This is a genomic window from Streptomyces sp. NPDC103540, assembly GCF_055584445.1.
Window position 1 is genome coordinate 136723 of sequence record NZ_JBVJMA010000016.1, and the last position, 24036, is coordinate 160758.

General features: G+C 73.8%; 21 protein-coding genes. 13 read left to right on the forward strand and 8 right to left on the reverse strand.

The genetic code is table 11. The features are described 5' to 3' along the window. Nucleotides 1–151: 151 nt before the first annotated feature. Together ACZ6ZI_RS32095 and ACZ6ZI_RS32100 are read right to left on the reverse strand one after the other, a co-directional pair. A complete protein-coding gene (locus ACZ6ZI_RS32095) occupies nt 152–784 on the reverse strand; it encodes an NAD(P)H oxidoreductase (protein ID WP_469526754.1) in 633 nt (210 codons plus the stop codon). Between the two features lie 223 nt (nt 785–1007). Further along, on the reverse strand, nt 1008–1757 hold the full coding sequence (locus ACZ6ZI_RS32100; protein WP_363056311.1) for an SDR family oxidoreductase: 750 nt from the start codon (nt 1755–1757) through the stop codon (nt 1008–1010). A gap of 154 nt (nt 1758–1911) precedes the next feature. Between ACZ6ZI_RS32100 and ACZ6ZI_RS32105 the strand changes: the two genes are divergently transcribed. Further along, nucleotides 1912–5391, forward strand: coding sequence for an AfsR/SARP family transcriptional regulator (locus tag ACZ6ZI_RS32105; RefSeq protein ID WP_469526756.1), 3480 nt, complete (start codon nt 1912–1914; stop codon nt 5389–5391). Nucleotides 5392–5417: 26 nt separating this feature from the next. Here ACZ6ZI_RS32105 and ACZ6ZI_RS32110 read toward each other — a convergent pair whose 3' ends face one another. Further along, on the reverse strand, nt 5418–6419 hold the full coding sequence (locus ACZ6ZI_RS32110) for a LuxR C-terminal-related transcriptional regulator (RefSeq protein WP_469526759.1): 1002 nt from the start codon (nt 6417–6419) through the stop codon (nt 5418–5420). Nucleotides 6420–6627: 208 nt separating this feature from the next. On the opposite strand from ACZ6ZI_RS32110, the gene ACZ6ZI_RS32115 reads away from it, so the two are divergent. The 4 genes from ACZ6ZI_RS32115 (at nt 6628) to ACZ6ZI_RS32130 (ending at nt 8438) form a co-directional block, all read left to right on the forward strand. Beyond that, nucleotides 6628–6813: a hypothetical protein gene (locus ACZ6ZI_RS32115; protein WP_469526761.1), complete on the forward strand. Its 186-nt coding sequence runs from the start codon at nt 6628–6630 to the stop codon at nt 6811–6813. A gap of 41 nt (nt 6814–6854) precedes the next feature. Beyond that, on the forward strand, nt 6855–7049 hold the full coding sequence (locus tag ACZ6ZI_RS32120; protein WP_469526764.1) for a hypothetical protein: 195 nt from the start codon (nt 6855–6857) through the stop codon (nt 7047–7049). Between the two features lie 251 nt (nt 7050–7300). Continuing rightward, complete coding sequence (locus ACZ6ZI_RS32125) at nt 7301–7825, forward strand: stress protein (protein ID WP_469526767.1); 525 nt, start codon at nt 7301–7303, stop codon at nt 7823–7825. Between the two features lie 79 nt (nt 7826–7904). Beyond that, the gene (locus ACZ6ZI_RS32130; protein WP_469526768.1) at nt 7905–8438 is read left to right on the forward strand and encodes a stress protein; all 534 of its coding nucleotides are present in this window, start codon (nt 7905–7907) and stop codon (nt 8436–8438) included. Between the two features lie 78 nt (nt 8439–8516). Here ACZ6ZI_RS32130 and ACZ6ZI_RS32135 read toward each other — a convergent pair whose 3' ends face one another. After that, nucleotides 8517–9227, reverse strand: a complete 711-nt coding sequence (locus ACZ6ZI_RS32135) for a hypothetical protein (protein WP_469526771.1) — start codon at nt 9225–9227, stop codon at nt 8517–8519. A gap of 406 nt (nt 9228–9633) precedes the next feature. Between ACZ6ZI_RS32135 and ACZ6ZI_RS32140 the strand changes: the two genes are divergently transcribed. The 4 genes from ACZ6ZI_RS32140 (at nt 9634) to asnB (ending at nt 14388) form a co-directional block, all read left to right on the forward strand. After that, nucleotides 9634–10914, forward strand: a complete 1281-nt coding sequence (locus tag ACZ6ZI_RS32140) for a beta-ketoacyl-[acyl-carrier-protein] synthase family protein (RefSeq protein WP_469526773.1) — start codon at nt 9634–9636, stop codon at nt 10912–10914. Then, the gene (locus ACZ6ZI_RS32145; protein WP_469526776.1) at nt 10911–12134 is read left to right on the forward strand and encodes a ketosynthase chain-length factor; all 1224 of its coding nucleotides are present in this window, start codon (nt 10911–10913) and stop codon (nt 12132–12134) included. Before ACZ6ZI_RS32140 ends, ACZ6ZI_RS32145 begins: the two co-directional genes overlap by 4 nt. A gap of 88 nt (nt 12135–12222) precedes the next feature. Further along, nucleotides 12223–12480, forward strand: a complete 258-nt coding sequence (locus ACZ6ZI_RS32150; RefSeq protein WP_469526778.1) for an acyl carrier protein — start codon at nt 12223–12225, stop codon at nt 12478–12480. A gap of 48 nt (nt 12481–12528) precedes the next feature. Next, a complete protein-coding gene (gene asnB / locus ACZ6ZI_RS32155; RefSeq protein ID WP_469526780.1) occupies nt 12529–14388 on the forward strand; it encodes an asparagine synthase (glutamine-hydrolyzing) in 1860 nt (619 codons plus the stop codon). Nucleotides 14389–14502: 114 nt separating this feature from the next. Here the strand turns inward: asnB and rfbH are convergent, their stop codons facing one another. Further along, nucleotides 14503–15810, reverse strand: coding sequence for a lipopolysaccharide biosynthesis protein RfbH (gene rfbH, locus ACZ6ZI_RS32160; protein ID WP_363056287.1), 1308 nt, complete (start codon nt 15808–15810; stop codon nt 14503–14505). Nucleotides 15811–15981: 171 nt separating this feature from the next. Between rfbH and ACZ6ZI_RS32165 the strand changes: the two genes are divergently transcribed. Beyond that, a complete protein-coding gene (locus ACZ6ZI_RS32165) occupies nt 15982–17016 on the forward strand; it encodes a ketoacyl-ACP synthase III family protein (RefSeq protein ID WP_469526782.1) in 1035 nt (344 codons plus the stop codon). A 35-nt stretch (nt 17017–17051) separates the two neighbouring features. Here the strand turns inward: ACZ6ZI_RS32165 and ACZ6ZI_RS32170 are convergent, their stop codons facing one another. After that, complete coding sequence (locus tag ACZ6ZI_RS32170) at nt 17052–17813, reverse strand: SDR family NAD(P)-dependent oxidoreductase (RefSeq protein ID WP_469526784.1); 762 nt, start codon at nt 17811–17813, stop codon at nt 17052–17054. 204 nt (nt 17814–18017) lie between these two features. Here ACZ6ZI_RS32170 and ACZ6ZI_RS32175 point away from each other — a divergent pair, with 204 nt between their 5' ends. The 3 genes from ACZ6ZI_RS32175 to ACZ6ZI_RS32185 are packed head-to-tail and all read left to right on the forward strand — an operon-like array spanning nt 18018 to nt 21524. Further along, on the forward strand, nt 18018–19292 hold the full coding sequence (locus tag ACZ6ZI_RS32175; RefSeq protein WP_469526785.1) for a nucleotide disphospho-sugar-binding domain-containing protein: 1275 nt from the start codon (nt 18018–18020) through the stop codon (nt 19290–19292). Continuing rightward, nucleotides 19289–20446 (forward strand): acyl-CoA dehydrogenase family protein, encoded by a 1158-nt coding sequence (locus ACZ6ZI_RS32180; protein WP_469526788.1) that lies wholly within the window; start codon nt 19289–19291, stop codon nt 20444–20446. Before ACZ6ZI_RS32175 ends, ACZ6ZI_RS32180 begins: the two co-directional genes overlap by 4 nt. Further along, a complete protein-coding gene (locus ACZ6ZI_RS32185; RefSeq protein ID WP_469526789.1) occupies nt 20439–21524 on the forward strand; it encodes a methyltransferase in 1086 nt (361 codons plus the stop codon). The genes ACZ6ZI_RS32180 and ACZ6ZI_RS32185 overlap by 8 nt, the downstream gene beginning before the upstream one ends. 62 nt (nt 21525–21586) lie before the next feature. Here ACZ6ZI_RS32185 and ACZ6ZI_RS32190 read toward each other — a convergent pair whose 3' ends face one another. Both ACZ6ZI_RS32190 and ACZ6ZI_RS32195 read right to left on the reverse strand, forming a co-directional pair. Continuing rightward, nucleotides 21587–22804, reverse strand: a complete 1218-nt coding sequence (locus tag ACZ6ZI_RS32190) for a nucleotide disphospho-sugar-binding domain-containing protein (RefSeq protein ID WP_469526792.1) — start codon at nt 22802–22804, stop codon at nt 21587–21589. 158 nt (nt 22805–22962) lie between these two features. After that, nucleotides 22963–23943 (reverse strand): NAD-dependent epimerase/dehydratase family protein, encoded by a 981-nt coding sequence (locus ACZ6ZI_RS32195; protein ID WP_469526795.1) that lies wholly within the window; start codon nt 23941–23943, stop codon nt 22963–22965. Between the last annotated feature and the right edge of the window lie 93 nt (nt 23944–24036).

The following is a 24036-nucleotide window of genomic DNA, read 5'->3' on the forward strand; positions in this document are numbered from 1 at the left end:
AACGGCGAAGGCCCGGTGGCGCGCCCCCCTCCAGGCGTGCCACCGGACCCGTCTCGGATCACTGCGTGTCTCTCGCTCTCCCACTCGCTCCTCGCGCCGTTCGCTCTCCTGCCCCTACGCTCTCCCTCCGTCGTCGCCCCTCGGGCGGGTCTCAGGCCGGCACCACCGCGGGGGCCGCTCGCGCGGCCCGCTCCGCCGGTGCCTCCACACCGTCGAACGCCGCCAGGATCCCGTCGGCCGCCGCGAACACCTCCCGCGCCCGCGCCTGCCTCAAGGCCTCCGGTATCCCCGAGAACTCCGTGCCGTACAGGAGCCGGACCGCCGACTCCCCGACCCCGCAGAACTCGGAGACGCCCACTCTCAGTTGCAGTTCCAACGCCTTGCCGAGCCCGGTGGTCTCGTAGAACTCCTCCGCGTGCCCCGCCAGGCCCAGCCAGAGCATCCGCTTCCCGGCCAGGCGCGGCTTGCTGCGCCCGTAGGCGAAGCCGTAGTTCCACACCCGTTCGATCCAGCCCTTGACCACCGCGGGCGGCGCGAACCACCACACCGGGAAGACCACCACCAGGTCGTCGGCCTCCTCGATGCGCCGCATGTGCGCGTGCACCTCGGGGGAGTAGCGCTTCTCGCGGTCCTGCCAGTCGGGTTCGTCCGGCGGCGTCAGCCGCGGGTCGAAGCCCTCGGCGTACAGGTCCAGCAGGTCTACGGAGTTCCCCGCCGCCTCCGCCCGGCGGCGGGCGCGCTCCGCGACCTGCGCGGTCAGGGAGTCGCCTCGGGGATGGGCCACTACGAGCAGGGTCCTGGACACGGGACGGCCTCCGATCGGGCGCGAACGCGGGTGCGGGCTTCGGGTCTGTGTTCGGGTCGGTGTCTGGGTCGGTGTTCGGTTCGTCCGGTGGTTCGTGCGGTGGTTCGGGAGGGGTGTCCGGTCACCGGCGCGGGGGTTCGCGGTGACCGGACACCCCGGCCGGGCCCGGCCGGTACCCGGGCCCGACCGGATCAGGGGGCCGTCAGACGCCCATCCCGGAGCCGCCGGAGACGTCGATGTTCTGGCCGGTGACCCAGCGGGCGTCGTCCGAGGCCAGGAAGGCCACCACGTCGGCCACGTCGTCCGGCTGCCCGACCCGGTTGAAGACCGAGAACCCGGCGGCGTGCGCCTTGGCGGCCGGGTCGGCCATCCACGGGTGGATGTCCGTCTCGATCGTGCCGGGGGACACCGCGTTCACCGTGATCTGACGCGAACCCAACGTCTGCGCCAGCGTCAGGGTCAGCACCTCGACCGCGCCCTTGCTCGCCGCGTAGGAGGTCATCCCCGGGAAGGCCACCTTGGTGACGCCCGAGGAGACGTTCACGATGCGACCGCCGTCGCGCAGCCGGTCCAGGCCCTTCTGGATGATGAAGAAGGGAGCCTTGGCGTTGATCGCGAAGACCTTGTCGTAGTCGGCCTCCGACACCTCGTGGATCAGACCCGGGCCCGCGATGCCGGCGTTGTTGACCAGGATGTCCAGGCCCTCGGCGTGCTCGTCGAACGCCGCCCACAGGGCGTCCGCGTCACCCGGCACGCCCAGTTCGGCGCGGATCGCGAAGGCCTGCCCGCCCGCCGCCTCGATCGTGTTCACCGTTTCCTTCGCCGCCGCCTCGTTCCCGGCGTAGTGCACGGCGACCCGGGCGCCCTCGGCGGCCAGCGCCAGGGCGATCGCGCGGCCGATGCCGCGGCTCGAACCGGTCACCAGTGCAGTCTTGCCGTCAAGCTTTCCCATGGCGGGGCTCCCTCTTGCTCTCGTGCTCTTCGTCGCTTCGTCCTCGCCGGTCGCCTCCCTTGTGGCCCCGACGTGATTCAGAGTGCGGTCGGGCGGCTCGGATCCGGTTCGGGTTCTGTTACGGCCCTGTTCGGGCCCGGGTTACGGTGACCGCATGCGATTCGGGGTGCTGGGCCAGCTGGCGGTGTGGACGAGCGAGGGAACCCCCGTCAGGGTTCCCGAACTGAAGGTGCGGACCCTCCTCGCCTCCCTCCTCGTCGACGCCGGACGCCCCGTCGCCACCCACCGCCTCATCGACGACCTGTGGGGCGAGGAGCCTCCCGGCAACCCCACCCGCGCCCTCCAGGCGAAGGTCTCCCAACTGCGCCGCGCCCTCGACGAAGCCGAGCCCGGCGCCCGCGACCTCGTCGAGTCCCAGGCCCCCGGCTACGTCCTGCGCACCCCCGACGGCACCCTCGACAGCGCCGCCTTCGCCGCCCTCGCCGGCCGCGCCCGCGCCGCCGGGCGGCCGGCCGTACGCGCCTCCCTGTTCGCCGACGCCCTCGCCGTCTGGCGCGGCCCCGCCTTCGCCGACTTCGAGGAGGACCCCTTCACCCGCGCGGCCGCCAACCGCCTGGAGGAGGAACGGCTCGTCGTCCGCGAGGAACACGCCGAGGCCCGCCTCGAACTGGGCGAACACGCCCAGCTCGTCGGGGAACTCGCCGAGCTCGTTGCCCGCCACCCCCTGCGCGAACGCCTGCGCGCCGCCCAACTGCGCGCCCTGTACCGCGCGGGCCGCCAGAGCGAGGCCCTCGCCGGCTACGAGGACCTGCGCGCCCGCCTCGCCGAGGACCTCGGACTCGACCCCAGCCCCGCCCTGACCGCCCTCCAACGGGCCATCCTCACCCAGGACCCGGAGCTCTCCGCCCCGCACCCCGCCCCGCCCGCCTCCCCGGCCCCCACCGCGCCCCCCGCCCTGCCCTCCCCGTCCGCCACCGGCACCGCCACCGGTCCCGCGACCCCGACCGAGGACCCCGCCGGCCGCGCGCCCCGCACCAACCTGCCCGCCGCCGTCTCCCCGCTCCTGGGCCGCGACCAGGCGGTCGCGGCCGTACGCGAACTCGTCGCCGGCCGCCGCCTGGTGACCCTCACCGGCCCCGGCGGCGTCGGCAAGACCCGCCTCGCCGTCGAGACGGCCGCCGGCCTCGACCCCGCCGCCTTCCGCGACGGGATCTGGCTCGTCGAACTCGCCGGCGTCGGCGCCGGCCCCGCCCGCCGCCCCCACCCCGACGACCCCGACCGTCCCGGTACCGACCGCCCCGCCGCCGGCCCCGCGGCGGCGGCCCCCGCCGCCCCCGGCTCCCGCACCACCGAGGTCGCCGAGGCCGTCGCCGGCGCCCTCGGCATCCGCGACGACGCCGTGTGGGGCCTGCTCCCCGCCGAACAGCGCCGCCTCACCGCCGGGCAACGTCTGGCCGCCACCCTGCGCGACCGCGAACTGCTCCTCGTACTCGACAACTGCGAGCACCTCGTCGACGAGGTCGCCGAACTGGCCGAACTCCTCCTGCGCACCGCCCCCGGCCTGCGCCTGCTGACCACCAGCCAGGAAGCCCTCGCCCTCGCCGGCGAAACCCTGTGGACGGTTCCCACCCTCGAACTCCAGGCTGCCGTCGAGCTCTTCACCGCCCGCGCCGCCGCCACCGCCCCCGGCTTCGCCCTCCAGGCCGACAACCGCGAGAGCGTCGAGGCGATCTGCGCCCGCCTCGACGGCATCCCCCTGGCCCTCGAACTCGCCGCGACCCGCGTGCGCGCCCTCGGCGTACGCGGCGTCCTGGACCGCCTCGACGACCGCTTCCGCCTGCTGAACTCGGGCCGCCGGGGCGCCCCCGCCCGCCAACAGACCCTGCGCGCCGTCATCGACTGGAGCTGGGAACTGCTCGGCGCCCCCGAACGGGCCGTGCTGCGCCGCCTCGCCGTACACGCCGAGGGCTGCACCCTGGAGGCCGCCGAGGAGGTGTGCGCGGGCGAGGACCTCGACCCCGCGGACGTGCTCGACCTGCTGGCCCGCCTCGTGGACCGCTCCCTGCTGGCCCTCACGCCCACCCCGGCCGGCCCCCGCTACCGGCTGCTGGAATCGGTGGCCGCCTACTGCGCCGAACGCCTCACCGAGACCGGCGAGGAACGCGCCGTCCGCTCCCGCCACCTCGCCCACCACCTGGCCCTCGCCGAACGCTCCGCACCCGCCCTGCTCGCCGCCGGCCAGCGCGACCGGCTGGAACACCTCGACACCGAGGCCGCCAACCTGCGCGCCGCCCTCGCCCACGCCCTCACCCTCGCGGGCGCCCCGACAACCCCCGGCACCGTTAACGGCGTTAACGCCGTTAACGCCGCCGGGTTCGAGGAGCCCCCCGCCGAGCCGCCCGCGGACGCCGCCCTGCGGCTCGTCCGCGCCCTGTCCTGGTACTGGGTCCTGCGCGGCCGGCTCGGCGAGGGACGCCGTTCCCTGGAGGCCGCCCTCGCCGCCCCGGGCGGCGCCACACCCGCCCTGCGCGCCCACGTCGAGGTCCTGCGCACCGGCTTCGCCATCATGGCCGGCGAGGGCGCCGACCGCGCCGAACGCATCCACCGCTCCCTGCGCCCCTACGAGGACCAGGGCATCGGCACCGCCCACGACCTCGCCCACGCCCGCTGGTTCCTGGGCCACGCCCTGTGCGGCACCGGCGACCTCTCCTCCGGCCGCGAACTCACCGAACGCGCCCTGGAGGGTTTCGCCGCCGCCCACGACGACTGGGGCACGGCCGCCGCCCTCGCCGACCGCTCGGCCCAGCGCCTCCTCGGCGGCGACCTCGACGGCGCCGCCCGCGACGGCGAGCGCAGCGCCGCCCTCTTCGCGGAACTCGGCGACGGCGCCGCCCGCCTGTGGTCCGTGTACCCCCTGGCCATGCTCGCCGAGATCCACGGCGACTACCCCGGGGCCACCCGGCTGCGCCGCGAGGGCCTCGACACCGCCGAGGGCCTCGGCCTGACCACCCAGGCCGCCGACCTGCTGTCGGGCCTGGGCCGCGGCGCCCTCCTCACCGGCGATCTCGAGGAGGCCCGCGACCTGCACGAACGCTCCCGCAGGCTCGCCGCCGAACAGGGCTTCCAGGCCGGGGAGATCAACGCCGTCCTGGGCCTGGGACTGGGCGCCCGTCGCGCCGGCGACCTCGACGAGGCCGAGGCCCACATGCGGCGGGTCCTCGACTGGCACCGCTCCGTCGGCCTCGACGGGGCCAACGCCCTGGTCCTGGCCGAACTCGGCTACGCCGCCGAACTGCGCGGCGACGCCGAAGCCGCCCTCGCCCTCCAGGAGGAGGGGCTCGCCATGGCCCGTACCACCGGCGACCCGCGCGCCCTGGCCCTGGCCCTCGAAGGACTCTCCGGCGCCCGCGCCCTGGCCGGCGACCCCGCCGGCGCGGCCGCCCTGCTCGGCGCCGCCGACGCCGCCCGGCGTTCCGCGGGAGCACCCCTGCCCCCGGCGGAACGCGCCGACGTCGACCGGATCACCGCCGGCGCCCGCGCCGCCCTCGGCCCGGACGCCTTCGCGCGGGCCTTCGCCCGGGGCGCCGCCGTCCCCGCCCACAGCGCCTACCCCGACCTGGTCACCCCGGCCTGACGGACACCCCCCCGTACGCCGCCGCCCTACGGTCCCGTCGCCGCCCGGGTCGGCGGCGGTTCGACCGGCGCCGCGGCCGGGGAGCAGGCGGAGAGCAGGTAACCGGCCTGGAAGCGGCTGGTGGCGCCGAGTTCCTCCATCATCTCGGAGATGTGGCGGCGGCAGGTCCGCAGGGACATGCCGAGCTTGCGGGCGATGACCTCGTCCTTGCTGCCGTCCGCCAGCATCTTGGCGATCGTCGTGCGCAGCGCGTTGGCCGTGAGGCTGCTGTAGGAGGTGGCGAAGGGTTCGGCCAGGCTCCAGGCCGTGTTGAAGACGCTGCACAGGAAGGCGACGGCCGAGGGCTCGCGCAGCACCACCCCGGCGTGCGGGTTGTCCCACACGGGGAGGAAGGCCGTCTCGCGGTCGAAGATGACCATCTTGCCGAACAGTTCGCCCAGCGTACGGATCTCCCCGCCGGCGGCGGTCACCTTCGCCGCGTACTCCTGCGTGGGCGGGCTGTAGCGGGCGGTGTGCTGGTAGAGGGTGCGCATCCGCACGCCCCGGGAGATCAGGGCGAGGTCGCGGGGCAGGGCCCGCTCCAGGTGCCCGGCGGGACGCCCTCCGCCCGGCTGGACGGTCAGGCATTCGTGGGCGCAGCGGCCGGCGGCGTCGGAGATGAGGGTCATCACCCGCTCCCGGGAGTCGACGACGTCGATCCCGCCGAGCTCGCCGCGCCGCTGCCCGGCCGCCTCGTACAGCGGGTTCAGGGCCGTCAACCGGGCCCGCGTACGGTCGAGTTCCGCCAACCTGCGGCGCAGCGCGTCCTCCTCCTCGCCGACGAGCTCGGCGGCGGCCGTGCGCGGGCTGACGGCGGTGAGGAGCCCGTCGCTGCCCGGGACCGGGGCGAGGAGCCGGTCGCGCAGCAGGTTGGCGACGGCGGTCTCGGCCTCGCCCGTCGAGACGCCGAGCGCGAGGGCGAGCGCTTCGGGCGAGGTGGAGCCGTGCTCCAGCACATGGCGGTACGCCTGGATATCGAGGTCCGCCAAGGGGCCGGCCGCGTCTCTTTGCCCGTATATGGTCATAACATCCCGCCTCATCAAGGGGACATGCACCTTACTGGCAGGAAAGACCGCTGGACCGGGGTCGAGGTTCCGCCTGATGCTTGAGGAGAGCCGGGGGGAGGAAGAGAAACCGCCCGGAAGGCCTCGCGAAAGCGAAGCGAAACCAGGGGAAAACGAGCGCCGGGAGAATTCGATGAAACTGTCCAAGGTCATCACCGCCGTGGTCTTCACCGCCGCGACCTTCGGCCTGGGGGTCAATGTGGCCTCCGCCGCTCCCGGCCCCGACCGGTCCGCCCCGCCGGCCCACTCGACCACCGTCGACGGGTCCCGTGACACTGAATGGGGTTGCGAGACCCCCGACTGCGAACCGCCCCGCTGAACCACCGGGCGGGGCGAGACGCCCGACACGAGAGGTGAGACGTGAGGAGTCGAAGGCGCCGCCGCGCGGCGGCCCTGGCACTGCCCGCCCTGCTGATCCTGCTGTTCCTCGCCGTACGGCGGCTGTCGACCGGCCGCCCCCGCGCCGCCCGACCGCGCGGGGCCGCGCCGGCCGCCCCGCCGGTCGCCCCCCGCGCGGAGGAGGCCCTGGCCGACCACCTCGTCACCTCCTGGTGAGGGTGGGGCGCCGGCCCGAGGCGCCGTCCGCGCGGCCCGCGGGCCCCGTACGACCCGTGTGAATCCCCGGGGAATCCCCCCGAAATCCTCCGCGAACACCCCGGAAATCGCCGGGGAAACATCTGCGGACATCGGCGCGAGCATCCTCGCGTATTCCACCGTGAACTTCCTCGAAACAACGACTCCGGGGACCCGTGTGCCCGAAAACCCCCCGGATCGAATTTCCGTGCACCCGAAAAGGAGAAACGAACATGAGCGTCTTCCGCAACCGCGCCGCCCTGCTGATCGCCACCACCGCCGCCCTCGCGGCGGTCGCCCTCCCCGCGTCCGCCGCCCAGGCCGCGCCCTCGCAGCCGGTCCCCGTCTCCTCCTCCGCGGCGCACCAGCCGGCCGGCGAGGTCGGCGCGATGGGCGCCAAGGTCGACGTGGCCTCCGCGGCCCTCGACATCACGAACAAGATCATCAACATCGTCAACGACGCCATCGAGCGCGGCCAGAACCGCTCGGGCTACGTCAAGAGCCTGATGGAGGGCTCCTTCTACGAGTCCGGCCAGCGCTACAACGTCATGGTCATCAACGACGAGATCGAGTACTACGGCGAGCTCCACAACATCGTCTACGACGCCAAGGTCAGCGGCATCCACGGCCGCTACCGCGTCCTGGTCTTCGACTCCGGCCAGTTCTGGAACAAGGGCGACGGCGGCTGGATCAACTGGGCCTTCCGCGGGGTCTTCGACCGCGACGGCGGTCACGTCACCTTCCGCAAGTTCTCCTGACCCCGCCCGCCGCCACGCCCACGCCCCTCCCCCTCCCCCTTCCCCCATCGCCCTTCCTCGACGTACCGGGAGCACCGTCATGAACCGCAAGCCGATCCGCACCACCGCCCTCGCGGGCCTCGCCCTCGCCGCCGCCGTCACCGTGGGGGCCGTCGCCCCCGCCCAGGCCGCGGAACGCCCCGCCCACGCCGTCACCACGCCCGCCTCGACCACCGCCGAGGCCGGTGACCTCGGGGCCACCGCCGACGAGAAGACCCCCGTCGTCACCGTCTCCATGGACCAGCTCGGCGTGGCCGGCAAGCTCGTCGAGGCGGTGCGCGGCGTGAAGACCTCCGACCGCGGCAAGTTCGTCGAGCAGGCCGTCGAGGCCGCCTTCAACGCCTCCGGCGGCCGGCACAACGTGATGCTGTTCAACCTGTCCCAGAACTACGACGACCGCTTCCAGGGCACCCGCGTCTACGCCAACGTCAAGTGGGGCAACGTCCACTACGGCCTGTGGATCTTCGAGTCCGGCACCTTCAACAACGGCGGCGACGGCGGCTGGATCAACTGGGGGATGATGGGCTGGTTCGACCGCAACGGCGGCGACGTCAAGTTCCACCGCTCCTGGTAACCCCCGCGCGCATCCCGGCCGGGCCCGCTTCGGACTCTTCCCCGAGGCGGGCCCGCCGCGCGTGGCCCCGCGCGTGGCCTACGAGACGGCGTACCACTGGCTGGCCCAGCCGGTGTTGATGGTCGACGTGGACTGCTCCGCCAGGTTCACCGAGGCCGGCAACGAGGTCTGCCCCGTCAGCAGGGTGCTGTAGCGCAGCTTCGGCGGCGTCAGACCGGCGTTGACGGAGATCCCGGCGCCGGTGGACTTCAGCGTCAGGGCGTTGGTCGCCCAGTTCCCGTTCAGCAGCAGGGCGATGAAGTACGTGCCGGGCTCGGCGGTGAAGGGCTTCGCCAGCGGGAACGGCTTCGCGATCGGGTCCGTCATCAGCATCGGCGAGACGTCCGCGGTGGAGGCCACCAGCGCCCCGCGCTCGTCGTACACCCCGAGGTAGCAGTTCGACAGCTGGGCGGCCGGGTCGATCCCGGCCAGGCCCAGCCAGATGTTCGACCAGGTGATCCGCTCGCGCAGGACGATCCGCACCAGGGTCACCCGTCCGCCCACCCCCGCGGCCGACTGGGCCGTCACGTGCCCGGCGTCGTTCGGGTCGCCCGTCCACGCCAACAGGTTCTGGTCCTGGGGCCGCGGCCCCTCGAAGCCCCCGGCCGACCCGGGGCCCGGGGCGGCGGGAGCCGCGGCGGACGCGGCGGGCCGCCCCTCGTCCGGCGCACCGGTGCAGCCGGTCAGGACGAGCAGCGCCACGAGCGCGGAACACGCTGCGGTCGCGGCGGAGGTGGTGCGGGCGCGCATGGTGGATCCCCCGTGAAGTGCGGAAACACGAAGGGGCCATGGTCACACGCGCCTCCGCGCACCCCACCGCCGGGCTTGGGGACCGCGTTCGAGCCGTGCTATAGTCGATCTTGAGCCCGCCGCCCCGCGCAAGCGACGAAGCGGGCCGCGCGTTGGTGGTCCAAGGAAAGGCACCCCACTTCCTGTGGGGGGATGCAGGTGCAAGGCCTGCCCAGCGCTCGATCGAAGGCCCCGGCCTCCTCAAGGAGACCGGGGCCTTCCGCATGCCCGGGCCCGGGACGCGGCACCGAGTCCGTCCCGGGCACGACCGCCTCGGCCCCACCTCCAAACCGGCTTGAAGACACCGGTCGACACTGTCGCCCTGGATTCGAAGCGGGTCGCACAGCGGGTGCGGAGAGGGGAAACGATGCCAGGACCACACGGTGCCCGGCGCGTCGTGGTGACCGGGATCGGTGTGATCGCTCCCGGAGGTATCGGGACGAAGCAGTTCTGGGAACTGCTCAGCGAGGGCCGGACCGCCACGCGCACGATCACCCAGTTCGACGCGAGCGCCTTCCGCTCCCGCGTCGCGGCGGAATGCGATTTCGACCCCGTCGCCTCGGGGCTCAGCCGGCGTCAGATACGGGCCTGGGACCGCACCACGCAGTTCGCGGTGGTCGCCGCGCGCGAGGCCCTCGCCGACAGCGGGGTCCTCGACACGGCGCAGCCGCACCGCACCGGCGTCATGGTCGGCACCGCCTGCGGCATGACCCAGAGCCTGGACCACGAGTACTCCATCGTCAGCGACGAAGGCCGTGGCCCGCAGGTCGACGAGGCCCACGGATCGCCCTACCTCTACGACTACTTCACGCCCTCCTCCATGGCCGCCGAACTCGCCTGGATCGCCGAGGCCGAAGGCCCCGTCGGGGTCCTGTCGACCGGCTGCACCTCGGGGATCGACGTCCTGGGCCACGCCGCCGACCTGATCGCGGAGGGCTCCGCCGACGTCATGATCAGCGGCGCCTCCGACGCGGCCATCTCGCCCATCACCGTCGCCTGCTTCGACGCCATCCGGGCGACCACGCCGCGCAACGACGATCCGGCGACCGCCTCGCGGCCCTTCGACCGCACCCGCAACGGCTTCGCCCTCGGCGAGGGCTCGGCCATCCTCGTCCTGGAGGAGTACGAGCACGCCGTGCGGCGCGGCGCCCACGTCTACGCGGAGATCGCCGGACACGCCACCCGCGCCAACGCCTTCAGCATGACCGGGCTGCGCCCCGACGGACGGGAACTGTCCGAGGCCATCACCAACGCCCTCGACCGCGCCCGCCTGAACCCGCAGGACATCGACTACGTCAACGCCCATGGTTCGTCGACGAAGCAGAACGACCTGCACGAGACCATGGCCTACAAGCACAGCCTCGGCCGCCACGCCTACACGACCCCCATCAGCTCCATCAAGTCGATGATCGGGCACTCCCTCGGGGCGATCTGCTCGCTGGAGGTGGCCGCCTCCATCCTCGCGATCGAGCACCGGCTCATCCCCCCGACGGCCAACCTGAACGAGCCCGACCCCGAATGCGACCTGGACTACGTACCGCTGACGGCCCGGGAGCGGAAGTCCGACGCCGTCCTCAGCGTGGCCAGCGGCTTCGGCGGCTTCCAGAGCGCGATCGTGCTCACCGCACCGCACCGGGTGGCGGCATGAACGCCCCCGTCGTGACCGGTCTGGGCATCGTCGCGCCCAACGGCCTGGGAACCGAGCCCTACTGGGAGGCGACGCTGCGTGGCGAGAGCGGTATCGCCGCGATCACCCGCTTCGAGACCGACGGCCATCGCTCGGGAGTGGGCGGCGAGGTCAAGGACTTCGACGCGGCGCGGCACCTGCCGAGTCGGCTCCTGCCCCAGACCGACCACATGACCCGCCTCGCGCTCGTCGCGGCCGAACACGCGTTGGCCGACGCCGACCTCGACCCGCGCGCCATGCCGGACTTCTCGGTCGGCGTGGTCACCGCCGCCTCGGGCGGCGGCATGGAGTTCGGGCAGCGGGAGATGCAGGCGCTGTGGAGCAAGGGCGGCGCCTACGTCAGCTCCTACCAGGCCTTCGCCTGGTTCTATCCCGTCAACACCGGCCAGATCTCCATCCGGCACGGCATGCGCGGCGCCGCCTCCGCCCTCGTCACCGAACAGGCCGGCGGCCTCGACGCCGTCGCCAAGGCCCGCCGCCACATCCACCAGGGCACCCCCCAGATGTTGGCGGGCGGCGTCGACAGCGCCCTGTGCCCCTGGGGCTGGCTGTGCATGTCCCGCTCGGGCCGCGTCTCCACCGTCGACGACCCGACGCGTGCCTACCTGCCCTTCGACACCGAGGCCTCCGGGTACGTACCGGGCGAGGGCGGCGCCCTCCTCGTCATGGAGGACCCCCGGGTCGCCGACCGGCGCGGCGCGCGAAAGCGCTACGGCCGGATCACCGGTCACGCCTCCACGTTCGACCCCAGGCCCGGATCCGGGCGACCGCCCGGCCTGCGCCGCGCCGTCGAGGCGGCGCTGGACCAGGCGCACCTCACCCCCGAGCAGGTCGGCGTGGTCTTCGCCGACGCCTGCGGAGTACCGGAACTCGACCGGGTGGAGGCGCGGGTCCTGGCGGAGGTGTTCGGCCCGCGCGGTGTCCCCGTCACCGCACCGAAGAGCATGACGGGCCGGCTGCTCGCCGGAGGAGCCTCCCTCGACCTGGCGACGGCCCTGCTGTCCCTGCGCGACCGGGTGCTACCCCCCACGGTGGGCGTCACCCGCCCGGCCCACGCGGACCTCCTCGACCTGGTCCTCGACGAAGCCCGCGAGACCCCGCTCGACCATGCGCTGGTCCTGGCCCGGGGGTACGGGGGCTTCAACTCCGCGATGGTCGTCAGCCGCGCGGACGCGCGCTGACCCGACGAGCGCGCCCCCGCGCGTCCGTCCCACACACGTACGCACACGGCGTACGCACACGACAACCGACGAACAAACAGGAGTGGACATGAGCGCCTTCGGCGTCAAGGAACTGGTGGACGCGCTGCGCGAGAGCGCCGGCGAGGACGAGGAGATCAACCTGGAGGGCGACATCCTCGACGTCGACTTCGAGTCGCTCGGATACGACTCGCTCGCCCTCTTCAACACCGTCCGCACCATCGAACGCGAACTGGGCATCGAACTGCCCGACGAAGCGATCAGCGTCACCGCCACCCCGCGGGGCCTCCTCGACGAGGTCGGCAAGGCCGTCGCCCAGGCCGCCTGACCGTCACGGCGATTCGAACAGCGACAGGGAAGGCAAGGTTCACAGCAGATGTGTGGAATCGTCGGGTGGGTCGACTACGAGCGCGACCTCGACACCGACCCCTCCGCTCTCTCCGTCGCCCGGGCGATGACGGACACCCTCGCCTGCCGGGGGCCCGACGCCGAGGGTGTCCTCGCCGCCCGCCGGGCCGTGCTCGGACACCGAAGGCTGTCCATCATCGACCTGGAGGGCGGCGTCCAGCCCATGCGGTACGCGGAGGGGGGATCCGCCGTCGCCACGCTGACCTTCTGCGGCGAGGTCTACAACCACCGGGAACTGCGCGCGGAGCTGATCTCGCGTGGCCACACCTTCCGCACCCGCAGCGACACCGAAGTCGTCCTGCACGCCTACCTGGAGTGGGGCGAGGGCCTCGTCGACCGCCTCAACGGCATGTACGCCTTCGCCGTGTGGGACGCCCGCACCGAGGAACTCCTCCTGGTGCGCGACCGCATGGGCGTCAAGCCCCTGTACTGGTTCGAGACCCCGCACGGCGTCGTCTTCGGCTCGGAACCCAAGGCCCTCTTCGCTCACCCGGGCGTCCCGCGCCGGGTGGACGCCGAAGGGCTGTGCGAGGCACTGGACATGGTGAAGACCCCGGAGCACGCGGTCTTCACGGGCCTGCGCGAGGTCCGCCCCGGCCAGCTCCTGCGCGTGCGCCGCCAAGGCGTCACCCGCCGCCGCTACTGGCGGCTGGAGGCCCGCGAGCACACCGACGACCTGCCCACCACCATCGCCACCGTACGGGGCCTGCTGGAGGACATCGTCTCGCGCCAGATGGTCGCCGACGTCCCCTTGTGCTCCCTGCTGTCGGGCGGACTGGACTCCTCGGCGGTGACGGCCCTGGCCGCACGGACCATGGCCGAACGCGGCGAGGGGCCGGTGCGGTCCTTCTCCGTGGACTTCGCGAACCCGGCGGCGGGCTTCTCCCCCGACGCCGTACGGGAGGCCGCGGACACCCCCTTCGCCCGCGAGGTGGCCAGGCACGTCGGTGCCGAGCACACGGAGGTGCTGCTGGACAGCGCCGAACTCGTCGACCCGCGCGTACGGGAGGCCGTACTACGGGCCACGGACCTGCCCCCGGCCTTCTGGGGGGACATGTGGCCCTCCCTCTACCTGCTGTTCCGGGCCGTCCGGCAGAGCTCGACGGTCGCGCTGTCGGGCGAGTCGGCCGACGAGCTGTTCGGCGGCTACATGTGGTTCCGCAACCCCAACGCCATCGCCGCCGACACCTTCCCCTGGCTCACCTCCGGATCCGCCCGCTACTTCGGCGGGCTCGGTCTGCTGGACCGCGGTCTGCTCGACAAGCTGGACATCCCCGGCTACCGCGCCGGCCGCTACCGCGAGGCCCTCGCCGAGGTCCCGGTCCTCGCGGGGGAGGAGGCCGGCGAACGCCGCATGCGCGAGATCACCCACCTCAACCTCACCCGCTTCGTCCAGACCCTCCTGGACCGCAAGGACCGCATGAGCATGGCCGTCGGCCTGGAGGTCCGGGTGCCGTTCTGCGACCACCGGCTCGTCGAGTACGTCTTCAACGTCCCTTGGGCCATGAAGACCTTCGACGGGCGGGAGAAGAGCCTGCTGCGCGCCGCCACGGCGGACCTGCTGCCCGCCTCGGTGGTCCAACGCGTCAAGACCCCCTACCCGGCGACGCAGGACCCCGGCTACGAACGGGCCCTGCGCGGGCGCCTCGACACCCTGCTCTCCGATCCGAACGCGCCCGTACGACCCTTCCTCGACCTCGAACGGGTACGCGGGACCCTCGGCCGCCGGCCCGGCGACGTCAGCCGCTCCTACTCCCGGGGCGGCATCGAGATGGCCCTGTGGCTCGACGCTTGGCTGCGCTCCTACGACGTCACCGTCGACATCTGAGCCGGTGGGGCGGATCCCCCTTCGCCCCACCCCCGACGACTCCGGCCTCCGGGACCATGAAGGTCCCGGAGGCCGGAGTCGTACGCCGCCCGGCGGGGTCGCCGGGCGGCCCGATCAGCGGGGCTTCTCCGCGAACTCCCTCAGGGAGGCCGCCACGTAGTCGATCATCTCCGTGGTCAGGCCCGGGTACACACCCACCCAGAAGGTGCGCTCCAGGATGACGTCGCTGTTGGCGAGGTCGCCCACCACCCGGTAGTCGCGGTCCAGGTAGCCGGGGTGACGGGTCAGGTTCCCGGCGAACAGCAGCCGGGTGCCGATGTTGCGGTCGCCGAGGAAGCGCAGCAGTTCGTAGCGGTCGAAGCCCGCCCCGTCGGTCAACGTGATCGCGAAGCCGAACCAGCTGGGGTCGCTGTCCGCGGTGGCCCGGGGCAGGAGGTACTGCGGCAGGCCCTCCAGGCCGTCGCGCAGCCGCTGCCAGTTGCGGCGCCGCGCCGCGCCGAACTCCTCCAGCCGTTCCAGCTGGCTCAGGCCCAGCGCCGCCTGGATGTCGGTGGCCTTCAGGTTGTAGCCGACGTGGGAGAACGTGTACTTGTGGTCGTAGCTCTCCGGCAGGTCGCCCAGCCGGTAGAGGAACCGCTTGTGGCAGGTGTCGTCCTCGCCCGGCTCGCACCAGCAGTCCCGGCCCCAGTCCCGCATCGACTCGACGATCCGGGCGAGGATCAGGTTGTCGGTGAGCACGCAGCCGCCCTCACCCGTGGTGATGTGGTGGGCCGGGTAGAAGCTCGTGGTGGCCAGATCGCCGAAGGTGCCCGTCGGCTTGCCCCGGTAGAGGGAGCCCACGGCGTCGCAGTTGTCCTCGATCAGGAACAGCCCGTGCTCCTCGGCGAGGGCGGCCAGCTCGGCGACCTCGTACGGGTTGCCGAGCGCGTGGGCCAGCATGATGGCCTTGGTCTTCGGCCCGATCGCCGCCGCCACCCGCTCCGCGGAGGCGTTGTAGGTGCCCAGCTCCACGTCGACGTAGACCGGTGTCATGCCGTTCTGGTAGATCGGGTTGACGGTGGTGGGGAAGCCGGCGGCGACGGTGATGACCTCGTCGCCCGGCCTCAGGCGGCGGTCGCCCAGCTGCGGGGAGGTCAGCGACGACAGCGCCAGCAGGTTCGCCGACGAACCCGAGTTCGTCAGGTGGGCCTTGCGCAGGCCCAGTGTCTTCGCGAACCTCCGCTCGAACGTGCGGGAGCTGTGTCCCGCCGCGATCCGCATGTCCAGGGAAGCCTCGACCAGGGCCACCCGGTCCTCCGCGGTGAGCACCGCCCCGGACGGCAGGACGGGAGTGATCCCGGGGACGAACTCCCGCTCCCCGGCGACCTCCTGGTGATACTTCGCAACGGATTCGAGAATGAGCCGCTTGGATTCGCCGGCCATGGTCACAACCTCCAGGTCAGGATGGGTGCCACCCTCACCGACGCGCTTCGATGCCGCTTCAAGCCGCATCAGAGGGCACCCCGGGTCCCGTGCTCGAAGCACGCTCCAAACACGGCCGGCAGGGTGCGGACCAGTCCCCGACCCCCTGCCCCGAAAGGGAGAAGATCCGCCATGCGCTGGGAACAACTCTTCGTGTCCGGTGTGGCCACCTGGCTGCCGCCCGTGGTCGCGACCGAGGACGTCGTCTCGTCGGGCGTCGTGACCGCCGAACGCGGGCGGCTGCGCGGCATCGAATCCGTCACGGTCGCCTCCCCGCACGAGGAGGACGCGCCCCCGCGGATGGCGGTCCGCGCCGCCCGGGAGGCCCTGGCCCGCGGCGCCACCGACCCCGCCGACGTGGCGCTGGTGCTGCACAGCTCGCTGTGGTTCCAGGGCATCGACCTGTGGCCCGCCGCCAGCCACATCGCCCACGAGGCCGTCGGGCGCGACGTTCCCGCCTTCGGGCTCGCCCAGCGCTGCAACGGCGGCATGGGCTCCGTCGAACTCGCCGCCTCCTACCTGACGGCCGGTGCCGGCGTCGGCCACGCGGCCCTCCTGACGACCGCCGACCGCTTCGCCGAGCCCCGCATCGACCGCTGGAACAGCGTCGACGTCACCATGTACGGCGACGGTGCCACCGCCCTCGTACTGTCCACCCGGGGCGGCTTCGCCCGCGTCCTGGCGACCGCCACGGCGGCCGACAACTCGCTGGAGGTGCTCGCCCGCGGCGACGAGCCCTTCACGGCGCACCCCGTCGAGCCCTCGACCACGGCCGACCTCGGGGAGCGCACCGTGCGCGGTGCGACGGCCGCCGGCTTCCCCGACCTCGCCCACCGCTACATCGACCTGCTCGTCGCGGCCAAGACCCGGGTACTGGACGACTCCGACACCTCCGTCGACGACCTGGCCTGGGCCGTCATACCCGTGTCGCGGCGCGGGAGCGGCCACGAACTCCACGACCTGCTGGGCGTCCCCGACGAGCGGACCTCCTGGGCGTACGGACGCACCACCGGCCACCTCGGCGCGGGCGACCAGTTCGCCGGCCTGGCCCACCTCACCCGCACCGAGCGGGCCCGCCCCGGCGACCGGGTGCTGCTCTTCGGCGGCGGCGCGGGGTACACCTGCACCGCGGCGGTCGTGGAGATCCTGGAGCCTCCCGCCCTTTGACCCCACGGGCGGCGGCCCGCCCGCCGCCCGCCGGCCTACCGGCCGCCCGCCACCGTGAGGACCTGGCCGGAGACGTTGCCGTTGGCGGCCGAACCGAGGAAGAGCACCGCGTTCGCCACCTCCTCGGGCAGGCTGAGCCGGCCCGTCGGCGTCAGGGCGAGCTCCTCCGTCCGGACCCGTTCGGGCAGCATCGTACGCACCCCGTCGGTCAGCGTCAGGCCGGGACTGACGACGTTCACCAGGACCCCGTCGGAGCCCGCGTCCCAGGCCAGGCTGCGGGTCAGCCCGTGCAGCGCCATCTTCGCGGCACCGTAGATCTCCTGACGCGGCTTGCCGTCCACCGCCACGTGCGAGGAGACGAACACCACCCGGCCCCAACCCCGTTCGCGCATGTCGGCCAGCGCCAACTGGGCCGTGCGCACGGTACCGCCGACGTTGCCGTGGAGCAGCGGCTCCCACTCCTCGGGCGGCAGGTCCTCGAACCGCTCGTCCGGTCCCCGGCGGCGCGGTCGCACCAGGGCGTTGGCCACCAGCACGTCGATCCCGCCCCACCGCTCCCGAACCCGTGCCAGTGCCGCCTCCGGCGAGCCGGGCTCGTCCAGGGCGTAGCGCACGTGGCAGGCCCGGTCCTCGTCGGCGCCCAGTTCCGCGGCGGCCCGCTCGGCCGCGGCCGCGTCCGAGCGGTAGGTGAGCGCCACCCGGGCCCCCTCGGCGGAGAACGCCCTCGCCACGGCGAGCCCGATCCCCCTGCTCCCGCCGGTCACCAGCACTGTCCGATCGCGCAGTCCCATGTCCATGGCGCCCGTTCCTCCCGTGTCGTCCCGCCCCGCGGCGCGGCGCGTGTGCGCGCAGCATCGCCACCGGGGATCGAGGACGTTTCGAAGACGGGGCCCCGCGGACCGTCGGCCGGGGGCTGGCTTCGACGGCTCCTCGGCCCCGCGTCGAAGCCGCGGCCGGAACATCGCCGACAACACCGTCCGACCCCTCTCGAGGTGATGATCTTGCGAGTACTGCTCACCACGTGGGCATGGCCGTCGCACCTGTACCCGATGGTCCCGCTCGGCTGGGCCCTCCAGGCCGCCGGCCACGAGGTGCGCGTCGCCGTCGGCCCCTCCCTGGCCGACGCCGTGACCGCCTCCGGACTGACCCCGGTGGTCGTCAGGGACGACGTCGACCTCGTGGGCCTGTCCACGGCGCCCGCGCTCAAGTCCTGGCACCGTCAGGAACGGTGGCCCGCCGACTGGTACGGACGGCCCGAACGGCTCAGCGTCGACCAACGCCGGATGTACGCCGCGCTCGGGCACAAACAGACCGCCATGGCCGCCTCGATGGTCGACGGCGTGGTGGACTTCGCCCGCGATTGGCGTCCCGACCTGGTCGTGCACGACGCCGTGACCTTCGCCGGTCTGGTGGCCGGCGCGGTGCTCGGCGTACCGACCGTCGCCACCCTCTGGGGCGCCATCGCGTTCCCGCGACACCAGCGGGACCTGCTCACCGGCGAACTCGCGCCCGACTTCACGGCCCTCTTCGCGCGCTTCGGCGTCCCCCCCAAACCCGGGCCCGACCTGTGGCTGGACCCCTGCCCGCCGCGGATGGGCCTGCCCTCGCCCGAACCCCGCCTCTCCCACCGCTACATCCCCTACAACGGTCCCGGCGGCGCCCCGGACTGGCTGCGCGAACCCACCGATCTGCCGCGGGTCTGCGTCACCTGGGGGATCACCTCCGGCCGCATCGGGAAGGCGGGCACACCCGACGTCCTCGACCGGGTCCTCGAAGCCGTGGACGGACTCGACGTCGAGGTCGTCCTCGCCGTCTCCACGGAGGGACGCACCGCCCTCGGCGCCCTGCCCGAGCGGATCCGCGTCGCCGAGTCCCTCCCGCTGCACCTCTTGCTGCCGTCCTGCGCCGCCGTCGTCCACCAGGGCGGCGGCGGAACGACGATGACCGCCCTCCACGCCGGCACCCCGCAGCTGATCGTCTCGCCGCGACCCGAGCAGATGATGACCGGCGACCGCCTGGAGGGCCTCGGCGCGGCCCGCCACCTCGTACGCGGAGAACTGGCCGCCGACCCCGAGGGGGCGACCGAGCGCCTGCGCGCGGCCCTGCGCGACCTCCTCGACGACGAGTCCCACGCCCGGGCCGCGGCCCTGCTGCGCGCCGACGTGCTCGACCTGCCCGACCCGGTCGCGCTCCTGCCCCACCTGGAGGCCCTCGCCGCCTCCGGCACCCCCCGTCCGCCCCAGGGCCCGCGCCCGCTTGCGAAGGTGGCGAGTTGAACACCGAAGCACCCGGCACCACGTCCGGCACCGCACCGCGCACCCCGCCCGTCGACGGGCCCCGCACCACCGTCCTGGGCGCGGTCGCGGCCGAACACGCCGGACGCACCGAGGCCGCCCGCCGGCTGCCCGACCCCGTCGTCGACGCCCTGCGGGACGCTGGCTTCGCCCGTCACCTGGTGCCCACCCGCTGGGGTGGCGCCGACGGCTCCCACACCGCGCTCCTGCACGCGGTCGCCGAGATCGGCGAGAGCTGCGCCTCCACCGCGTGGAACGCCGCCGTGTACGCCATCGTCGGCCGCATGGTCTCCCACCTGCCCGAGCGGGGGCTCGCGGAGCTCTGGGGCGGCGCGGCCGGCGCGGACGAACTGCTCGCCGCGTCCATAGCCCCCTCCGGGCAGGTCGGTCGCACCCGGGACGGTTACCGGCTCTCCGGAACCTGGCCCTTCGCCAGCGGAGTGGACCACGCGGCCTGGACCCTGCTCGGGGCCCTGACCCCCGAACGCGAGTACCGCTTCTTCCTGGTCCCCCGAGACCACTACCGGATCGGGGACACCTGGGACAACGTCGGTCTCGCCGGCACCGGCAGCCACTCCGTCACCCTCGACGACGTGGCCGTCCCCGACCACCGCACCTGTGCCCAGGCGGACCTGATGCGCGGAACCGTCGGGGCGGGCCCGGACCGGGTCCCGTTCAAGACCGTCAACGGCCTCACCTTCGTCGCCCCCGTACTCGGCGCGGCCCGCTCCGCGCTGCGCGCCTGCGCGGAGCGCGCCGCGAACAGGACCGAGGTCACCGGAGGACGGGCCCGCGCCAACCCCGTCGTGCAGGACGCCCTGACCCGCGCCGGCGCGCGGATCGACGCCGCGCAGCTCCTCCTGGAGCGGGCGGCGGCCGTCGCCGACGCCGGCGCGCCGGACGCGACGGCCCGCGCCAGGGCGCCCCGGGACTTCGCCTACGCGGCCGAACTCCTCGCCGACGCCGTCAACCTGCTCTTCCGCACCGGCGGCGCCCGGGGCCAGCACGTGGCCGACCCGGTCCAGCGGGCCTGGCGGGACGTCCACTGCGCCGCGGGACACGCCGTCCTGCAGTTCGGATCGACCGTCGCGACCTACAGCACCCACCTCATGGACGGAGCGCACCACCATGCCTGAACCGATTCCCGCGGCCGGTGCCGCGCAGGCCGCGCAGGCCCCGCTGGACCTCGTCACCCCGGACGGCCCACTGTCCCCACGCCTGAAGCTGATGCTCCTCGCCAACGGACAGCGCTTCACCGCCGTCGTCCACACCCTGGCCGAACTCGACGTCGCCGGCCTGCTTGCCGAAGGACCGCTCCCGGTGGACGTGATCGCCGAGCGGGCGGGGTGCGACGCCGGCCGGCTCTATCGGGTGCTGCGCTTCGCGGCCCTGATCGGCCTGTTCACCGAGGTGGAGCCGGAGGTCTTCGCGCTGACCGAACTGGCCGAGGGCCTGCGCGCCGACCTCCCCGACAACGTGCGCGACGCCGTGCTCCTCGACGGTTCGGAGCGCTTCAACCGGGCCTTCACCGGTCTCGCCCACAGCGTCCGCACCGGGCAGCCGGGCTTCGACCACGTCCACGGGCTGTCGTTCTGGGACCACCTGACCCGCGACAAGGAGGCCGGGGACACCTTCGACGCGGCCATGACCGGCATCAGCCGCCGACTGGGAACCCTCTACCTGGAGCGCCACGACTTCGGGAGTCCGGCGCGCATCGCCGACATCGGCGGCGGACGCGGCTGGTTCCTCGCCTCGCTCCTCGAACGCCACCCCGAGGCCACCGGCGTCCTCTTCGACCGGCCCCCCGTCGCGGCCGAGGCACGGAGGCTGTTGGCGGAGCGGGGCGTCGCCGACCGGGCCGAGACCGTCGGCGGCGACTTCCTCACCGACGAACTCCCCACCGGGTGCGACACGTACGTCCTCAAGACCGTCCTGCACGACTGGCCCGACGAGCAGGCGAGGACCATCCTGCGCCGGATCCGCACCGCCATCGGCGACGACACCGCGGCGCGCGTCCTGATCCTCGAACAGGTCGTGGCACCCCTGAACGTCTGGGACCCGGCGAAGCTCCTCGACCTCGACATGATGGTCGTGATGGGCGGCCGCGAACGCAACCTGGCCGAATGGCACGCCCTGCTGGGGGCGTCGGGCTTCCGCCTCGTCGGCGAACCGCCGGCGGGGGAGTGGACCGTACTGGAATGCCGCCCGGTGTGACGACGCGGCGCGGCCCGGCCGCCCCGGACACCACCGGGAAACGGCCGGGCCGCGCGCGCGGTTCAGCGGGCGTCGGCCGCCGCCCGCAGCAGCGTCAACACCTCGGAGGGCGCCGGGAGCGCGTTCATCGCGGTGCGCACCGCCGAGGTACGGGCCCGCCCCGGCCGGTCGAGCAGGGTGCGCAGGGCCGCCTCGATGCGCGGCACGTCGCTGCTCTCCCTCGGGTCGAGCATCACGCCCGCGCCCGCCGCGTCCACCCGTTCCGCGAACGCGGCGAGCACCGGCGCCAGCGGGAACATCAGCTGCGGCACACCGGCCGACACGGCGGTCAGGCCCGTCCCCGTACCGCCGTGGTGGACCAGGGCGTCGCAGGCCGGCAACAGCTGGGTGAACGGCACCGATTCCACCACCCGCACCCGGGGCGGCAGATCGCCCAGCAGTCCGCGGTGGGCCGCCGTCACCGCCAGCACCACGTCCACGTCCAGCGCCGTCAACACCTTCAGCGACCGCTCGAAGGCCTCCGGCATCCGCTCCGGCCGCACCTCGGCCGCCGTCACCCCCCAGGTCAGACAGACCCTGGGCCGCTCGCGGGGGGCGTGCAGCCAGTCGGGTTCCACCCCGCCGGCGCCGTTGTACGGCACGAAGCGCACGTCCGTGCGCTCCACCCGGGCCGGCCAGCGCAGCTCCGGCGGGCACGGGTCGATCCACCCGGCCGGCCCTCGCGGGGGCCTGGCCCCGAACCGCTCGAACAGGGCGCTGTAGCCCGGCAGCGGGTCACCCGTCATGTCCTCCAGCTCGTTGCGGGTGATCATCGGCGAGCCGAACATGTGGCTGAAGGCCGGGACACCCAGAACGGCCCCGACCACCGTCGCCGCGTAACAGACGGTGTCGTGGACGATCACGTCGGGACGCCAGACCCGGGCGAAGGCGAGCAGGTCGTCGACCATCGCGTCCGCCACCACGAACTGCTTCTCCGCCAGCATCCGGTACACCCCCCGCACGTCACCGCCCAGGGTCTCCGGCGAACGCGCCCAGTCCCGGGGCCAGGGAGTGCCCTCGCCCAGCCAGGCCCCGAGACCCTCGGTGCGCCGGGCCATCTCCTCGCGCGACACGTCCCGGCCCACCGGCACCACCGCGAGACCGGCGCCGGTCACGGCCCCGGCGTGCGACGGCGGCACCGCCACCCGGACCTCGTGCCCGGCCGCCCGGGCGGCCCAGGCGAGCGGAACCATGGGGAACAGGTGGGAGGATCCCGTCCAGGTCGCGAACAGTACGCGCATGTGCCCTCTTTCGTGTCGGTCCGGTGCGGGGCACCGGTCGGTGCGGAACTCGGTGCGGAACGTCGGTCGGCGCCGAACGTCGGTCGGGGTGAACCCGGTGCGGTGCGGGCGGCGCCCGCCGACGGGGAACCCGCCGGTACGGGCCGGCCCGTGCGGGCTCATGCGACGGGGTCCGCCTGCTCCCGCCACAGGTCGGCCACCGCGTCCGCCAGTCGGCGTCGCGGCGCCCACCCCAACAGCTCCCGGGCCGAGCGGATGTCCACCTCCAGCCACTCGGGCCGCGCCGCGGACGGACCCGCGGGCGCCGGCGACTCGACGATCCGCGCGGGCACCCCGCTGACCCGGATCAGCAGGTCGACCAGGGCCCGTACGGACACCGCCTCCCCGCTGCCGATGTTCAGCACCCGCCCGCCGACCGAGGACCGGGCCGCCGAGGTCACCGCGTCCACCGCGTCCGAGGCGTCCACGAAGTCCCGCTCCGCGCGCAGTGGCGCCAGCCGGATCTCCGCCGTCCCGCCCCGGCCCCGCGCCAGGCGCAGTTCGTGCGCCACCCGCCCCAGCAGGCTCGCGGGCGGCGACCCCGGCCCGGCGACGTTCGCCATGCGCAGCACGAGCGCGTTCAGGTCGCCGCGCCGCGCCGCTTCCAGGACCAGTTCGGTGCCGCGCAGTTTGGTGCGCCCGTACGCCGTCGTGGGGAGCGTCGGAGCCGACTCGTCGACCGGCAGGCCGCGCGGGGTGGGCGCGTACTCGTTGACCGAACCCAGGTGGATCAGCCGCACGCGCGGCCGTGCCCGGCGCAGACCGTCGACCAACCGCCGCACCAGCTCGGTATTGGCCGTTTCCATCGCCTGCTCGGAGGCGGCCCACACCGCCCCGGCGGCGTTGACCACCAGCGTCGGACGGCCGTCCGTCAGGGTCCGGGCCAACGCGGCGGGTTCCGCCGCGCACAGGTCGAGCGCGAGGGGGCGCACCCCCGGACCGGCGGGTTCGGCCCGCCGCGACACGGAGACCACCTCCCGGCCCTCCGCGACGAACGCGGCACACACGTGCCGTCCGACGAACCCGGTCCCGCCCAGTACGACCACCCTGGTGGATCCGCCGTCGGGGATGACGTACTTCTCTTTGGCGCTGCCGAACATGGGACCTCCGCACCCGCTGTCAGTACGCCGCCGCCCGCCCGCCGAGCGGCGGCCGGCGGCGGCACGGCCGACATGGTTCAGCCCCCGCTTCAA

Coding starts and splice junctions, on each gene's coding strand:
- asnB (WP_469526780.1), top strand. CDS start 12,529: ATGTGTGGAATCGTCGGGTGGGTCGACTACGAGCGCGACCTCGACACC.
- ACZ6ZI_RS32140 (WP_469526773.1), top strand. CDS start 9,634: ATGCCAGGACCACACGGTGCCCGGCGCGTCGTGGTGACCGGGATCGGT.
- ACZ6ZI_RS32125 (WP_469526767.1), top strand. CDS start 7,301: ATGAGCGTCTTCCGCAACCGCGCCGCCCTGCTGATCGCCACCACCGCC.
- rfbH (WP_363056287.1), bottom strand. CDS start 15,810: ATGGCCGGCGAATCCAAGCGGCTCATTCTCGAATCCGTTGCGAAGTAT.
- ACZ6ZI_RS32135 (WP_469526771.1), bottom strand. CDS start 9,227: ATGCGCGCCCGCACCACCTCCGCCGCGACCGCAGCGTGTTCCGCGCTC.
- ACZ6ZI_RS32115 (WP_469526761.1), top strand. CDS start 6,628: ATGAAACTGTCCAAGGTCATCACCGCCGTGGTCTTCACCGCCGCGACC.
- ACZ6ZI_RS32150 (WP_469526778.1), top strand. CDS start 12,223: ATGAGCGCCTTCGGCGTCAAGGAACTGGTGGACGCGCTGCGCGAGAGC.
- ACZ6ZI_RS32165 (WP_469526782.1), top strand. CDS start 15,982: ATGCGCTGGGAACAACTCTTCGTGTCCGGTGTGGCCACCTGGCTGCCG.
- ACZ6ZI_RS32195 (WP_469526795.1), bottom strand. CDS start 23,943: ATGTTCGGCAGCGCCAAAGAGAAGTACGTCATCCCCGACGGCGGATCC.
- ACZ6ZI_RS32170 (WP_469526784.1), bottom strand. CDS start 17,813: ATGGACATGGGACTGCGCGATCGGACAGTGCTGGTGACCGGCGGGAGC.
- ACZ6ZI_RS32145 (WP_469526776.1), top strand. CDS start 10,911: ATGAACGCCCCCGTCGTGACCGGTCTGGGCATCGTCGCGCCCAACGGC.
- ACZ6ZI_RS32100 (WP_363056311.1), bottom strand. CDS start 1,757: ATGGGAAAGCTTGACGGCAAGACTGCACTGGTGACCGGTTCGAGCCGC.
- ACZ6ZI_RS32130 (WP_469526768.1), top strand. CDS start 7,905: ATGAACCGCAAGCCGATCCGCACCACCGCCCTCGCGGGCCTCGCCCTC.
- ACZ6ZI_RS32190 (WP_469526792.1), bottom strand. CDS start 22,804: ATGCGCGTACTGTTCGCGACCTGGACGGGATCCTCCCACCTGTTCCCC.
- ACZ6ZI_RS32185 (WP_469526789.1), top strand. CDS start 20,439: ATGCCTGAACCGATTCCCGCGGCCGGTGCCGCGCAGGCCGCGCAGGCC.
- ACZ6ZI_RS32105 (WP_469526756.1), top strand. CDS start 1,912: ATGCGATTCGGGGTGCTGGGCCAGCTGGCGGTGTGGACGAGCGAGGGA.